We start from the raw sequence: 13,800 nt of genomic DNA, 5'->3' as shown, positions 1-13,800 counted from the left end.
TGTTCGTAGGGTGGGCATTCATGCCCACGCGGTACGGCCCACGCAGACCTCAGAAGCGTTCGTAGTCCGTCAGATAGCGCCACTGTCCAACAGGCAGTCCGCCCATCGACATCCTGCCCACACGCAGCCGCTTGATGTCGGTCACCGTCAACCCCACCGCCGCGCACATGTGCTCGATCTGCCCGGGCCGCACGCCCTTGGCCGCGAAGCGCAGCCGCCCTTCGCTCTGCCAGCTGACCTTCATCGGGTTGACCGGCTTGCCGTTGAAGCTCAAGCCATGGTTCAGCAGCGCCAGCCCACCCTCCTGGATCCCGCCCGACACATCGACCACATACTCGTGCTCGACACGCTCGCCATCGTCCAGCAGCTTGCGCACGACGCGGAAGTCCTGGGAATAGATCACCAGCCCGCTGGCATCGGTTTCCAGCGGCGTGCACAAAGTCAGGCGCGCCAGGTGGCGCTTGAGGAAGCGCGGCTGGCCGTGGCCCGCCACCAGTGTAGCGGCATTCAGGCACTCCAGCGCATGCGCGCCGCGCACGCCCACGCCCGCATTCATCCCGGACGGCTTGTGCAGCAGGATGGTCACCGGCGGCGCTTCCTGCGAGCTGGCGCCCGGCAGCAGCACGACGGCTTGCGCCGGCGTCACGCGCGTCGCCGGATCCTCGACCACGGCGCCGTCGACGCTGACGCCGCCATTCGCGATGTAACGCTCGGCCTCCGCCCGCGAGCACGACGCCAGTTCGGCCACACGCTTGGCCAGGCGGATTCCCTCGTCACTCATCAGGCGCGCCAGTCCTGGAAGAAGGTTTTAAAGGCAGCGACGACCTTCTCGACGTCGGCGCGCGAGATGTCCAGGTGGGTCACCAGGCGCGTGCGCGGGCCGATCGAGGCGCGGATGCCCTGCTCGGCCAGCGACTTGCGTAGCGGTTCGCATGCCGCGGCTGGAATGTCGAGCCAGAAGATGTTCGTCTGCGGCATAGCGACGCTCAAGGCATTGATACCGGACAGGCCCTGCGCCAGCAGCGTTGCGTTCTCGTGGTCTTGCGCCAGGCGCTGCACGTTGTGTTCGAGCGCGTGATGCGCCGCTGCCGCCAGCACGCCGGCCTGGCGCATGCCGCCGCCCAGCATCTTGCGCCAGCGCTTGCCCTGCTCGATGAAGGCCTTCGGGCCCAGCAGCACCGAGCCGACCGGCGCGCCCAGGCCTTTCGACAGGCAGACCGAGACCGTATCGAAGCCTTTCACGACTTCGCGCAGGCTGATGCCCTGTTTGACCGCGGCGTTGGCAACGCGCGCGCCGTCGAGGTGGGTGGCCAGGCCCTTCGCGTGCGCCAGCGAGGTCGCCTGTGCGATGTAGTCCTGTTTCAATACGCGGCCGCCGATCGTGTTTTCCAGCGCCAGCAGGCGGGTGCGTGCGAAGTGCATGTCGTCGGGCTTGATGTAGGCCTCGATGTCGGCCAACGCGATCGAACCGTCGGCCTGGTTCGCGATCGGCTGCGGCTGGATCGAGCCCAGCACCGCGGCGCCGCCGCCTTCGTACTTGTAGGTGTGCGCTTCCTGGCCGACCAGGTACTCGTCGCCGCGGCCACAGTGGGTCATCAAGGCGATCAGATTGGTTTGCGTACCGCTCGGCGCGAACATGCCTGCCTCGTAACCGAACAGGTCGGCCGCATAGTCCTGCAGGCGGTTCACGGTCGGGTCGTCGGCGTAGACGTCGTCGCCGACTTCGGCGGCGGCCATCGCGGCGCGCATGGTGTCGGATGGCTGGGTGACGGTGTCGCTACGCAGGTCGATCCACTTCATGTTTTCGCTCATTTGTCTCAGTCGTTAGTTACGGCGTCAGCTTGCGAAGAATAAAAACGCTGGCCCATCTCTTCCAGCCCCAGCGTGGACAGCACTTCCTGCAGGCGCTCGCTCGGACGGCGGCGCGGCAGGTTTTTATACGTAGCCACGATCAGCTCGTTCTTCATCGAGTGCTCCCAGCCCACCAGTTCGGTAACGGTCACTTCGTAGCCGTGCGCTTCCAGCTGCAGGCAGCGCAGCACGTTGGTCACCTGGCTCCCGAATTCGCGCGTATGGATCGGACGGCGCCAGATTTCGGTCAGCGGGCTTTTCAGGTCGCGGCCCTTGTTCTTGCGCAGCACCGAGGCGACTTCCGCCTGGCAGCACGGCACCAGCACCATGTGTTTGGCCTTCTTCTTCAGCGCGAAGTCGATGGCGTCGTCAGTGGCCGTGTTACAGGCGTGCAGCGCGGTGACGATGTCGATGGTCTCGGGGAGCTTGCTTGACGTGGTCGACTCGGCCACCGACAGCGGCAGGAAGGACATGTTCGTAAAACCCAGGCGCGCCGCCAGCTCGGTCGACCTGGCCACCAGCTCGTCGCGCGTCTCGATGCCGTAGATGTGCGAGGCGTCCTGCAGGCCCTTGAAGAACAGGTCGTAGAGGATGAAGCCGAGGTAGGACTTGCCGGCGCCGTGGTCGACCAGCGAAACGCTGCCCTTCTCGCCGCGCACATCCTTCACGAGCGGCTCGATGAAGTTGATCAGGTGGTACACCTGCTTCAGCTTCCTGCGGCTGTCCTGGTTGAGTTTCGCGTCGCGCGTGAGGATGTGCAGTTCCTTGAGCAGTTCGATCGACTGCCCGGGACGCACTTCTGGGGGCAGCTCGGGCGCTGCCGGGGCCTTGGTGTTGGTTTGCTTAGCGTGCTTCATCGATCCATGCTGCCTGAATGGCTTCCAGTACGCGCTCGCCGCCGCGCGTGCGGTCGTCGTCGAAGCCCTCGAGTTCGACGACCCAGTTGTGCAGGTCCACGAAGCGGACCGTGCTTGGGTCCACGTCCGGATACTGTTCGACCAGCGCTTCGGCGATCTCGGTGACGTCGGTCCACTTCATAGCGGCTCCCGGTTAGTGGTTCTTCTCGGCTGCGTGGTTGATCGTGTACTTCGGGATTTCGACCACGAGGTCTTCTTCCGCCACGATGGCTTGGCAGGACAGGCGCGAATTCGGCTCCAGGCCCCAGGCCTTGTCGAGCATGTCTTCTTCTTTCTCTTCCAGGTCGTTGAGCGAGTCGAAGCCTTCGCGCACGATCACGTGGCAAGTGGTGCAGGCGCAGACGCGGTCACAGGCGTGTTCGATCTCGATGTCGTTTTCCAGCATGACGTCGCAGACGGATTTGCCGGCCGGGGCTTCCAGGACGGCGCCGTCGGGGCAGAAGACCGGGTGGGGCAGGATGACGATTTGTGGCACTTGGGTTACCTCGTTAATAATTTATACTGTTCTTTGATGCTGGCACAAACACGGATCACACGCCGTACCGCGTGGGCATAAATGCCCACCCTACAACATCACACTTCGTCCAGGGACTTTCCGGCCAATGCTTGCCGCACGCTCTTGTCCATGCGGCGCGCGGCGAATTCCTCGGTGCCGTGCGCGAGCGCCTGCACCGCATCGTGCAGCGCGTTCTGGCGCGTGCCTGGTTCGATGGCCGCGTCGTTCGCGTAGGCGATCGCATCGCGCACGCCCTGCACCAGCTTGCCGACCGCTTCCAGTTCAAGCGCCTCGAGCAGCTCGCTGTCGCTGTCCAGCGCCGACTGCGTCGCCAGCAGGATGCGGTCGGCCTCGACCTGCTCTTCGCGCAGCGCGCGCATCTGCATGTCGGCCTGCGCCGAGCTGTACGAGTCCTGCAGCATACGCGCCACTTCGTCGTCGGCCAGGCCGTAGGACGGCTTCACCGTGATCGAGGCCTCCACACCCGAACGCGTCTCGCGCGCCGAGACCGACAGCAGGCCGTCGGCGTCGACCTGATAGGTCACGCGGATGCGTGCCGCGCCGGCAGCCATCGGCGGGATGCCGCGCAGCTCGAAGCGCGCCAGCGAGCGGCAGTCCGACACCAGCTCGCGCTCGCCCTGCACCACGTGCACCGCCAGCGCGGTCTGGCCATCTTTAAACGTCGTGAATTCCTGGGCACGGGCGCAGGGAATCGTCGAGTTACGCGGGATGATCTTCTCGACCAGCCCGCCCATGGTCTCGATGCCGAGCGAGAGCGGTGTCACGTCCAGCAGCAGCCAGTCGTCGCCTGCGGCGCGGTTACCGGCTAGCAGGTTCGCCTGGATGGCGGCGCCCAGCGCCACGACCTTGTCCGGGTCGATGTTCGCGTGCGGGATGGTGTGGAAGAACTCGGAGACGGTGCGGCGCACGTGCGGCATGCGCGTCGCGCCGCCGACCATCACCACGCCGTCCACGTCTTCCACGCTGACGTTGGCGTCGCGCATGGCCTTGCGGATCGCGTTCATCGTTTTGGCCACCAAGTGCTTCGTGATCTCGGCGAAGGTCTGCGCGGTGACGTTCACGTGCACCAGTTCGCCCGAATTCAGGACGGCGTCGACCGTCGTTTCGTCATTGGTCGACAGCAGTTCCTTGGCCTGGCGCGCCTTGACCATCAGGGTGGCCGTGTCTTCTTCCGACAGCGGAGACAATTTTGCCTGCTCGGTGATCCAGCAGAACAGGCGGTGGTCGAAGTCGTCGCCGCCCAGGGCCGAGTCGCCGCCGGTGGACAGGACTTCGAACACGCCCTTCGACAACTTCAGGATCGAGATGTCGAAGGTGCCGCCGCCCAGGTCATAGACGGCGTAGACGCCTTCCGAGCCGTGGTCGAGGCCATAGGCGATCGCCGCGGCGGTCGGTTCCGACAGCAGGCGCAGCACGTTCAGGCCGGCCAGCTGGGCCGCGTCCTTGGTCGCCTGGCGCTGGGCGTCGTCGAAGTAGGCGGGCACGGTAATCACCGCGCCAACGAGTTCGTCGCCGAGCGAATCCTCGGCCAGCTGGCGCAGAGTCGCGAGGATCTGGGCCGAGGTCTCGACCGGGCTTTTCACGCCGGCCACGGTGCGGATTTGCACCATGCCTTCGCCGTCGACGAAGTCGTAAGGCAGGTTCTCGGCGTGGGCGATGTCCTTCAAGCCACGGCCCATGAAGCGCTTCACGGAGACGATGGTGTTCTTCGGGTCGGTCGTGCGCTGGGCTTGCGCCTTGCGGCCGATGTGGGCATGGCCGTTGGGGAGGTAACGCACGACCGATGGCAGCAGGGAACGGCCGTCTTCGTCGCTGAGCACTTCAGGAATCCCGCTGCGCACGGTGGCGACGAGCGAATTGGTGGTGCCCAGGTCGATGCCGACCGCCAGGCGGTGCTGGTGCGGGGCGGTGGACATGCCGGGTTCGGAGATCTGCAAAAGTGCCATGTTCGTGTTACCTGGTTGTTATTTTGTGGTGGGCACGGGGCGCCCACCCTACGTGTTCAAACGCTAGTTGGACGCGTGGGCGGGAAACCCGCCCACCTTACGTTCCTACTCTCGAAGCCGACGCTGTTTTAGCCTTCTACTGACTCGTAGGCGTACTGTACTTCGTCGCCGAATTTGTCGAGGAACATCAGGGCGCGCACGCCTTCGGCGGCTTGCTGGAAATCGCCGGCGTCGAGCTGCTTCCCTACCCGCTCGAGCAGCGCCTTGCGCTCCATGCGCACGTCCTTGTCGAGGGCGTCGAGCGCGTCGGCATCCTTCGCCGCACGGGCGTCGCCCAGGGCTTCGCGCCACTCCATCTGCTGCATCAGGAAGTCCATCGGCATCGCCGTGTTCGATTCCGTCTGCAGGTCGACGCCGTTCAGTTCGCACAGGTACTGAGCGCGCTTTTGCGGGTGCTTCAGCGTTTGGTAGGCTTCGTTGGCGCGCGTGGCCCACTGCATGGCGACGCGCTGCTCGGCGCCGGTCGCGTTGACGAAGCGGTCCGGGTGGACGCGGCCCTGGACCTCGCGGTAGGCCGCATCGAGTGCGCCCAGGTCGACGTCGAAGCGGGCCGGCAGGCCGAAGAGCTCGAAGTGATTCTGCATCTTTGGTTTAGATACGGAAGCTCTCGCCGCAACCGCAATTGTCCTTGACGTTCGGGTTGTTGAAGCGGAAGCCTTCGTTCAGTCCCTCACGGGCGAAATCGAGTTCGGTGCCGTCGATGTAGGGCAGGCTTTTCGGGTCGACGAAGACCTTCACGCCGTGGGACTCGAAGACGTTGTCCTCGGCCGCCGCTTCGTCGACGTACTCCAGCTTGTAGGCCAGGCCGGAGCAGCCGGTGGTGCGCACGCCGAAACGCAGCCCGAGGCCCTTGCCGCGACGCTCGATGTAGCGGTTGATGTGCTTCGCCGCTTTTTCGGTCAGTGTGATTGCCATGCGTTTCTTCTCCAGCTTGGGTTCTCTACTTAAGCAGTTGCGTGCTTGGTCTTGTAGTCGGCGACGGCGGCCTTGATCGCGTCTTCGGCCAGGATCGAGCAGTGGATCTTCACCGGCGGCAGCGCCAGTTCTTCGGCGATCTGCGTGTTCTTGATGGCCAGTGCCTGGTCCAGGGTTTTACCCTTGACCCACTCGGTCACCAGCGAGCTCGAGGCGATTGCCGAACCGCAGCCGTAGGTCTTGAACTTAGCGTCTTCGATCAGGCCCTGCTCGTTCACCTTGATCTGCAGCTTCATCACGTCGCCGCAGGCCGGTGCGCCGACCATGCCGGTGCCGATCGATTCGTCGCCCTTGTCGAAGGCGCCGACGTTGCGTGGATTCTCGTAGTGGTCGAGGACTTTATCGGAATATGCCATGGTGTGACTCCTTGAATTCTTCAGTAATTAGTGGGCTGCCCATTGGATCGAATTCAGGTCGATCCCTTCCTTGAACATGTCCCACAGCGGCGACAGTTCGCGCAGTTTGCCGACCTTCGACTTCAGCAGTTCGATCGTGAAGTCGATGTCTTCCTCGGTCGTGAAGCGGCCGATGGTGAAGCGGATCGAGCTGTGCGCCAGTTCGTCGCTGCGGCCCAGGGCGCGCAGCACGTAGGACGGTTCCAGCGAGGCCGAGGTGCAGGCCGAACCCGACGACACGGCGATGTCTTTGATCGCCATGATCAGCGACTCGCCTTCGACGTAGTTGAACGAGACGTTCAGGTTGTGCGGCACGCGGTTGGTCATGTCGCCGTTGATATAGACCTCTTCGATCTCCATCAGGCCTTTCGCCAGGCGGTCGCGCAATGCCGTAATGCGCACGATCTCGGCATCCATCTCTTCCTTGGCGATGCGGAAGGCTTCGCCCATGCCGGCGATCTGGTGGGTCGGCAGCGTGCCCGAACGCAGGCCGCGCTCGTGGCCGCCGCCGTGCATCTGCGCTTCCAGGCGCACGCGCGGCTTGCGGCGCACGTACAGGGCGCCGATGCCCTTCGGACCATAGGTCTTGTGCGCGGTGAAGGTCATCAGGTCGCACTTCGTCTTGTTCAGGTCGATGTGCACTTTGCCGGTCGCCTGGGCAGCGTCGCAGTGAAAGATGATGCCCTTCGAGCGGCACAGTTCGCCGATCGCGTCGATCGGCTGGATCACGCCGATTTCGTTATTCACCAGCATGACCGAGACCAGGATGGTGTCCGGACGGATCGCCGCTTCCAGCTGCTCGACGGTGATCAGGCCATTGTCCTGCGGCTCGAGGTAGGTCGCCTCGAAACCCTGGCGTTCCAGTTCGCGCACGGTATCGAGCACGGCCTTGTGCTCGGTCTTCACCGTGATGATGTGCTTGCCCTTGGTCTTGTAGAACTGGGCCGCGCCCTTCAGGGCCAGGTTGTTCGACTCGGTTGCGCCGGAGGTCCAGATGATCTCGCGCGGATCGGCGCCGACCAGGGCTGCCACGTGGCCACGCGCCTCTTCGACGGCCGCCTCGGCCGACCAGCCGTACATGTGGCTGCGCGAGGCCGGATTGCCGAACTGCTCGCGCAGGAACGGAATCATCTTGTCGGCCACACGCGGGTCGATCGGCGTCGTTGCCGAGTAGTCCATGTAGACCGGGAAATGTGGTGCAGTCACGAAGCTCTGCTCGATTTTTTTATCCAAAGGCGCGTTCATCAGTTCACTCCAGTCATGCTTCAATTTTTGCGGCGTTTTGCCCGGTTGCTGCGGCAGTACGGTGCACTACCACGACGGCTTGTTCTTTCTGCTTCTGCTGGTCGACCAGGTCTTGCAGGGAGACCGAGTCCAGGTAGTCGACCATCTTGGCGTTCAGCGTGGTCCACAGGTCGTGCGTCATGCAGCGGATGCCGCTGGCGGCGTCGGACCCGTGGCAGTTTTCCTTGCCGCCGCATTGGGTGGCGTCGAGCGGCTCGTCGACGGCGATGATGATGTCGGCCACCGTCACCTTGTCCGCCGGACGCGCCAGGCTGTAGCCGCCGCCCGGACCGCGAATCGATTCGACGATCTCGTGGCGGCGCAGCTTGCCGAACAGCTGCTCCAGGTAGGACAGCGAAATGGCCTGGCGCTGGCTGATGCCCGACAGCGTGACCGGACCCGTGCCCTGGCGCAGGGCAAGATCGATCATCGCAGTGACAGCAAAACGGCCTTTGGTGGTCAGACGCATCACAACCCCGGTAATGTTAAAATATTGCTCTTGTTCATTTCGTATTCACTTTTCCTGGGTCTTCGATGCTGAAGCATAAAGACCGGATTAGTTGAACGATTTAGTCAAGTATAGCAAATTCCGGGGGGCTTGTCTTGGCAGGCCAAAAAACGGCCTAGGGGTTGGCGGTGCGTTTTCGAGGGCTCAGCCGTCGCGTATCACCGCGTGGGCGGGATTTCAGTCTCCCAGACTGAAATCCCCCGCCCACCCTACGAATTGCCGCGCGCGTAGGGTGGAGTGCTCCACCCTTGAGCGTACATCGACGTGGCGCCTGCGCACTCCACGCGTCGATACGCGACCTCCGCATCACCGCGCCCGCAATAATTCCATCGGTCCGAACAATTGCTGCATCCCCTGATGCCCGATAAAGCTCAGGTTATACGGATGCTCCGCCACCACCTGCGGCAATATGGCCGTCTCCGGGAGCTTCCTCAACTCCTCCGCAATCTTCCCCCACAACACCAGCGTCGGCTGTTGCGGCTGCCCGGCCAGCACCGCCAGCACCGTCTGCAGGAACGGCAGCCAGGCGCGCGCATCGATCACCGGCTTGACGTGCTTGCGAAACACCAGCGCCGCGTTCAGCAGCAGGAAGCCGTGCTGCGTCAGGTTGTCCTGCAGTTGCGCCAGGGTCCGGATCGCTCCGTTGGAACGCGCAGCAGCGGCCACCGGCGCCATTGCCGCCCCGCCGGTATCCTCGAGCTGCAACTGCCCGTCGGCCACCAGCAGCATTTTCATGAAGTTGCGCAGCGAGGTCGCCCGGTTGACCGGCTTCGACAGCCCGGCTTCGCTCCACAGCTCGCCGACGGCGCCATCCATGAAGCAGACCCCGGTCGCACTTTCCGCGCGCGGATACGGCCCCTCCCCCACCAGCACATAACGAACGCGCTCCAGCGGCTGGGCAAAAGCGGCGAACAGGCGTCCCTGGGTCGGCAGGTAGTCGTCGACGGCCAGCGCCGGCAGGTAGCCGGGATTGGCGCGGGCGACCGCCTCCAGCCCGCGCAGCAGATGGGGACGCCAGGAGGCGTCGGCAAGATCGAGGGCATCGATCATGGCCTCGGGAATCAGGGATCCGGTCATGGCATGGATGTAGCGAAAAGGAGGCGGAATTGTAGCCCAGCCCATGCACGGCGGGTGCCAGCATGCCGCGCGTCAAGCTGGCGTAGCGGTTTCAGGAATCGAGGCATATTTGTCGCCCCGCTAACCAGAACAGGAGACCAGTCATGCAAACCATCCAGGACATCATGACCCGCGACGTGCAGACCATTTCGCCGCAGGACAGCGTGCAGCGCGCCGCGCAACTGATGGACGAATTGAACGTGGGCGCCATTCCCGTGCTCGAAGGCGACAAGCTGGTCGGCATGATCACCGACCGCGACATCGCCGTGCGTTCGGTGGCCGCCGGCCAGAATCCCGTCTCGACCCGGGTTACCGACGTGATGAGCACCGACGTGCGCACCTGCACGGCAGGCCAGAGCGTCGACGAGGTGCTGGGCCAGATGGGCGACGTCCAGATCCGCCGCATCCCCGTGCTCGACGAAGGCTCGCAGAAAGTGATCGGCATCGTCTCGCTGGGCGACGTGGCGACCAAGCATTCGGCCGACGTCGACCGCACGCTGGACGAGATCTCGACGCCGTCGGAGCCGGATCGCTCGGCGACCCGGCATTAAAAACGCTTACTCGGCGTCCGGCTGTTTCGACGGATGCGCCGCCGCGAAGGCAGGCAGCTCGACGCACTGCTCGTTGATGCGCGCGATGTTCGGATAGGCGGCCATGTCGATCTCGAAGCGCTGCGCATTGAAGACCTGCGGCACCAGGAAGCAGTCGGCGATCGTCGGCGCAGGACCATGGCAGAACGGGCCGGCGGCCGGGTCGCGCGCCAGGTGGGTCTCGAGGCCGGCCAGGCCCTCGCGGATCCAGTGGCGTACCCACTCGGTCTTCTGCTCTTCGCTGAGTTTCAGCTCGTGCACCAGGTGCCTCAGCACGCGCAGGTTGTTCAGCGGGTGAATGTCGCAGGCGATGATTTGCGCCAGTTCGCGCACCTTGGCGCGGCCCGGCGCGTCCTGTGGCAGCAGCGGGACGGCCGGGAAGCGCTCTTCCAGGTATTCGATGATGGCCATCGACTGGGTCAGCGTGATGCGCTCGTCCTGAAAAGCCGGCACCAGGCCGCTCGGATTGATGCGGCGGTATTCTTCCTGGCGCTGCTGGCCGCCATCCTTGAGCAGGTGCACGGGGATGGCGTCATAGCTCAGGCCCTTCAGGTTCAGGGCAATGCGCACGCGGTAGGCCGCGGAGCTACGGAAATACGTATAAAGCTTCATTCTTTCCTCCCGTGGTAATGCGACACCTCGTGATCGATGGCGCCGAAGATGCTGGCGCCGTCGGCGTCCAGCATTTCGATGCGCACGCTGTCGCCGAAGCGCAGGAATGGGGTTTGAGGGGCGCCGTGCTCGATGGTTTCGTACATCCGCACTTCGGCCAGGCAGCAATAGCCGACGCCGCCGTTGGCGATGCTGGAACCGTGCAGGTTGCCCTGCTTGTTGGACACCGTGCCCGAGCCGATGATGCTGCCGGCGCACAGTTCGCGCGTCCTGGCGGCGTGGGCGATCAGTTGCGCGAAGCTGAAGGTCATGTCTTCGCCCGCATTCGGCTTGCCGAAAGGCTCCTGGTTGATCGAGACCAGCAGCGGCAGGTGCAGTTTGGAGTCAAGCCAGGCGTCGCCCAGCTCGTCAGGCGTGACCGCCACCGGCGAGAAGGCGCTGGCCGGCTTCGACTGGTAGAAGCCGAAGCCCTTGGCCAGTTCGTTCGGGATCAGGTTGCGCAGGGACACGTCGTTGACCAGCATGACCAGGCGGATCGCCTTGGCCGCTTCTTCCACGCTGGCGCCCATCGCCACGTCGCTGGTCACGACCGCGACTTCCGCTTCCAGGTCCACGCCCCAGTCCTCGCTCATGACCGCGATCGGATCGTTGGGGCCGATGAAGGAATCGCCGCCGCCCTGGTACATCAGCGGATCGGTATAGAAGGAGGCCGGCACCTCGGCGTTGCGCGCCTTGCGCACCAGCTCGACGTGGTTGATGTAGGCCGAGCCGTCGGCCCACTGGAAGGCGCGCGGCAGCGGCGAGTGGCAATCCAACTCGACGAAGGCTTCGGCCTGATCGGCGCTGCCCTGGTTGAGCTTGTCGTACACGGCCTGCAGGCGCGGCGCGACATTGTCCCAGTCGTCGAGGGCGGACTGCAGGGTGCGGGCGATTTTCGGGACGGCCTGGCAGGTGACCAGGTCGCGGCTGACGACGACCAGCGTACCGTCGCGGCCGCCGGTCTTGAGGGTGGCGAGTTTCATGGCGAAATCCTTCGTTCTGTGCAGTGAGTTGCCGCCATTAAAAAACAATTTGAACTATCATACAAACAATATTTTCTGCCTGATTTATCAGACTATCTTATGAATCCGACCCTGCGCCAGATGCGCGCCTTCGTGGCGCTTGCCAAGACGGGCAATTTCACGGCAGCGGCAGCGGCCATGCACGTGACGCAATCGGCTTTATCGGGCCTGATCAAGGAGCTCGAGCAGACCCTGGGCGCGCGCGTGGTCGACCGCTCGACGCGCCGCATCGTCTTGACGGACATCGGTCGCGAGCTGTACCCGCTATTTAGCCAGATGATCGATGATCTCGACGGTGCGCTGGCGTACGTGGCGGACCACACGCAACTGCGCAAGGGCGTCGTTCGTATCGCCGCGCCGCAATTGATGTGCTGCACCTTGGTGCCGGAAGCGGTGGCCGCCTACCGCGCCGGGCATCCGGACATCGACGTGCGCGTGGCCGACAGCGCGGTCGAGCAAGTGATCGCACGCGTGCTCTCGGGCGAATCCGATTTCGGCATCGGCCCCGAGCGCGAACCGGCGCCGCAGCTGGAAACACGCGAACTGTTCGAGATGCCCTTCTCGCTGGTCTTCCCCCGGGGCCACGCACTGGAAAGCCAGGAGCAGGTAACCTGGCAGGACCTGGCGCGCTATCCTTTCATTTCGCTGCAGGGACAATTCACCGAGCGCCTGCAGGCCGACATGGGGGCGATGCTGCGCGACGTGTCCCTGAAACCGGCGAACGAGGTGACCTTCATGACGACGGCCCTGGCCATGGTCAGCGCCGGGCTCGGCATCACCGTCTGCCTGCCCTATGCCGAGCCGCTGGTCCAGCTCTATAAACTGCACATGCGCCCGCTGGAAGCACCGCGCCTGACGCGGCGCTTCTTCGTCTACACCCGCGCCGGCCGTTCGCTGTCGCCCGCGGCGCAGAGCTTCATCGATTTCCTGTTTCCCTATGTGGATGCCAAGCGCAGCGAGGCGCGTGCGCAGCAGGCATGAGGCATGAGGCAATGCGCCCTGAGCCTGCGCCGCTGATGGCGCTGGGCTAGAATCAGGTCCATTGTTTTCGGCGGAGCTGCACAGATGTCCCACAATACCATTGCGATCAACCAGCGCATGGACAAATTCGACGGCCACCACCAAGTCTGGCTGTTCGGCTACGGTTCCCTCATCTTCAAGGCCGACTTTCCCTATCTCGAACGGCGCCCGGCCAGCATCAAGGGCTGGACGCGGCGTTTCTGGCAGGGTTCGCACGACCACCGCGGCACCGAGACCGCGCCGGGCCGGGTCGTCACCCTGGTGCCGGACGAAGGCGCCGTCTGCCACGGCATGGCCTACCTGGTCACGCCCGAGGAATTCGCCCACCTCGACCACCGCGAGAAGAATGGCTACCTGCGCCTGGCGATCGACATCGCCTTCGACGGGGGTGGTAGCGCAGAGGGCCTGGTGTACATCGCGACCCACGAGAACGCGGCCTTTCTCGGCCCTGCGACTGAGTACGAGATCGCACAACAGATCGCCACTGCGGCTGGTCCGAGCGGACCGAACAGCGAATACCTGCTGGAATTGGCCAGAGCCCTGCGCGCGCTGGGCAAGGATGACGCCCACGTGTTCGAGATCGAACGGCACCTCGTGGAACTGGCCGGCAACTGAGTGCTTCCGGGACGTGAGGCCGGCAGGCCGTACAATGCAGCCTGCATTCATTTTTGATCGAAGCCCATGGAAACCAAGGACCAGCGTTACCTCGTTCAACAAAACAAGCTTGCCGACGGCGGCACCAAGCCGCCCGTGTTCGCCAAGGTCATGCGTAGCAAGGAAGGCAAGTTCGAAGGCGTCTCCTTCATCAAGAACAAGGACAAAGCCACGGTCATGACGGTGGCCGAGGCCGAGGAAGTCATCGCCTGGGCGGCGAGCAAGAAGAGCAACGCGAAAGAATACGCCACCAAGATCATCTGTCTGGGCCAATAGTCGCGCTCCACAGGCATG

General features: G+C 64.1%; 18 protein-coding genes. 4 read left to right on the top strand and 14 right to left on the bottom strand.

Annotated features, from left to right (window positions below; genetic code table 11):
• Positions 1–49: 49 nt before the first annotated feature.
• From C2862_RS02295 to C2862_RS02240, 12 genes are all read right to left on the bottom strand, one after another.
• The gene (locus C2862_RS02295; RefSeq protein WP_136218503.1) at positions 50–781 is read right to left on the bottom strand and encodes an rRNA pseudouridine synthase; all 732 of its coding nucleotides are present in this window, start codon (positions 779–781) and stop codon (positions 50–52) included.
• Positions 781–1,812 (bottom strand): low-specificity L-threonine aldolase, encoded by a 1,032-nt coding sequence (gene ltaE, locus C2862_RS02290; RefSeq protein ID WP_136218502.1) that lies wholly within the window; start codon positions 1,810–1,812, stop codon positions 781–783. Before ltaE ends, C2862_RS02295 begins: the two co-directional genes overlap by 1 nt.
• Positions 1,813–1,817: 5 nt before the next feature.
• On the bottom strand, positions 1,818–2,708 hold the full coding sequence (locus C2862_RS02285) for an SAM-dependent methyltransferase (RefSeq protein ID WP_136218501.1): 891 nt from the start codon (positions 2,706–2,708) through the stop codon (positions 1,818–1,820).
• Entirely contained in the window at positions 2,695–2,889 is a 195-nt protein-coding gene (gene iscX / locus C2862_RS02280; RefSeq protein WP_136218500.1) for a Fe-S cluster assembly protein IscX, read from the bottom strand. The genes C2862_RS02285 and iscX overlap by 14 nt, the downstream gene beginning before the upstream one ends.
• A 12-nt stretch (positions 2,890–2,901) precedes the next feature.
• Positions 2,902–3,243: an ISC system 2Fe-2S type ferredoxin gene (gene fdx, locus C2862_RS02275; protein ID WP_136218499.1), complete on the bottom strand. Its 342-nt coding sequence runs from the start codon at positions 3,241–3,243 to the stop codon at positions 2,902–2,904.
• Between the two features lie 98 nt (positions 3,244–3,341).
• The gene (hscA, locus tag C2862_RS02270; protein WP_136218498.1) at positions 3,342–5,231 is read right to left on the bottom strand and encodes a Fe-S protein assembly chaperone HscA; all 1,890 of its coding nucleotides are present in this window, start codon (positions 5,229–5,231) and stop codon (positions 3,342–3,344) included.
• Between the two features lie 128 nt (positions 5,232–5,359).
• The gene (gene hscB / locus C2862_RS02265; protein ID WP_136218497.1) at positions 5,360–5,875 is read right to left on the bottom strand and encodes a Fe-S protein assembly co-chaperone HscB; all 516 of its coding nucleotides are present in this window, start codon (positions 5,873–5,875) and stop codon (positions 5,360–5,362) included.
• A 7-nt stretch (positions 5,876–5,882) separates the two neighbouring features.
• Positions 5,883–6,206, bottom strand: coding sequence for an iron-sulfur cluster assembly protein IscA (iscA, locus tag C2862_RS02260; RefSeq protein ID WP_056333409.1), 324 nt, complete (start codon positions 6,204–6,206; stop codon positions 5,883–5,885).
• A 29-nt stretch (positions 6,207–6,235) separates the two neighbouring features.
• The gene (iscU, locus tag C2862_RS02255) at positions 6,236–6,622 is read right to left on the bottom strand and encodes a Fe-S cluster assembly scaffold IscU (RefSeq protein ID WP_056333406.1); all 387 of its coding nucleotides are present in this window, start codon (positions 6,620–6,622) and stop codon (positions 6,236–6,238) included.
• Positions 6,623–6,649: 27 nt separating this feature from the next.
• Positions 6,650–7,906, bottom strand: a complete 1,257-nt coding sequence (locus C2862_RS02250; RefSeq protein ID WP_136218496.1) for an IscS subfamily cysteine desulfurase — start codon at positions 7,904–7,906, stop codon at positions 6,650–6,652.
• Positions 7,907–7,919: 13 nt separating this feature from the next.
• The gene (gene iscR / locus C2862_RS02245; protein ID WP_136218495.1) at positions 7,920–8,414 is read right to left on the bottom strand and encodes a Fe-S cluster assembly transcriptional regulator IscR; all 495 of its coding nucleotides are present in this window, start codon (positions 8,412–8,414) and stop codon (positions 7,920–7,922) included.
• A 345-nt stretch (positions 8,415–8,759) separates the two neighbouring features.
• The gene (locus C2862_RS02240; RefSeq protein WP_136218494.1) at positions 8,760–9,530 is read right to left on the bottom strand and encodes a uracil-DNA glycosylase; all 771 of its coding nucleotides are present in this window, start codon (positions 9,528–9,530) and stop codon (positions 8,760–8,762) included.
• 143 nt (positions 9,531–9,673) lie between these two features.
• Here C2862_RS02240 and C2862_RS02235 point away from each other — a divergent pair, with 143 nt between their 5' ends.
• Positions 9,674–10,120: a CBS domain-containing protein gene (locus C2862_RS02235; RefSeq protein ID WP_168709987.1), complete on the top strand. Its 447-nt coding sequence runs from the start codon at positions 9,674–9,676 to the stop codon at positions 10,118–10,120.
• Between the two features lie 6 nt (positions 10,121–10,126).
• Here the strand turns inward: C2862_RS02235 and maiA are convergent, their stop codons facing one another.
• Together maiA and C2862_RS02225 are read right to left on the bottom strand one after the other, a co-directional pair.
• The gene (gene maiA / locus C2862_RS02230; RefSeq protein ID WP_136218493.1) at positions 10,127–10,771 is read right to left on the bottom strand and encodes a maleylacetoacetate isomerase; all 645 of its coding nucleotides are present in this window, start codon (positions 10,769–10,771) and stop codon (positions 10,127–10,129) included.
• The gene (locus C2862_RS02225) at positions 10,768–11,793 is read right to left on the bottom strand and encodes a fumarylacetoacetate hydrolase family protein (protein WP_136218492.1); all 1,026 of its coding nucleotides are present in this window, start codon (positions 11,791–11,793) and stop codon (positions 10,768–10,770) included. The genes maiA and C2862_RS02225 overlap by 4 nt, the downstream gene beginning before the upstream one ends.
• Positions 11,794–11,892: 99 nt before the next feature.
• On the opposite strand from C2862_RS02225, the gene C2862_RS02220 reads away from it, so the two are divergent.
• The 3 genes from C2862_RS02220 (at position 11,893) to C2862_RS02210 (ending at position 13,782) form a co-directional block, all read left to right on the top strand.
• Entirely contained in the window at positions 11,893–12,813 is a 921-nt protein-coding gene (locus C2862_RS02220; RefSeq protein ID WP_136218491.1) for a LysR family transcriptional regulator, read from the top strand.
• 84 nt (positions 12,814–12,897) lie between these two features.
• Complete coding sequence (locus tag C2862_RS02215) at positions 12,898–13,467, top strand: gamma-glutamylcyclotransferase (protein WP_136218490.1); 570 nt, start codon at positions 12,898–12,900, stop codon at positions 13,465–13,467.
• 66 nt (positions 13,468–13,533) lie between these two features.
• Positions 13,534–13,782 carry a hypothetical protein gene (locus tag C2862_RS02210; protein ID WP_136218489.1) on the top strand — a complete coding sequence of 83 codons (249 nt, stop codon included), beginning with the start codon at positions 13,534–13,536 and terminating at the stop codon, positions 13,780–13,782.
• Positions 13,783–13,800 lie beyond the last annotated feature (18 nt).

Origin of the sequence: Massilia sp. Mn16-1_5 (assembly GCF_004798585.1) — a bacterium.
GTDB lineage: Bacteria > Pseudomonadota > Gammaproteobacteria > Burkholderiales > Burkholderiaceae_D > Telluria.
Note: the sequence above shows the minus strand (reverse complement) of the source record. Positions and strands in the feature narration are given on the sequence as shown.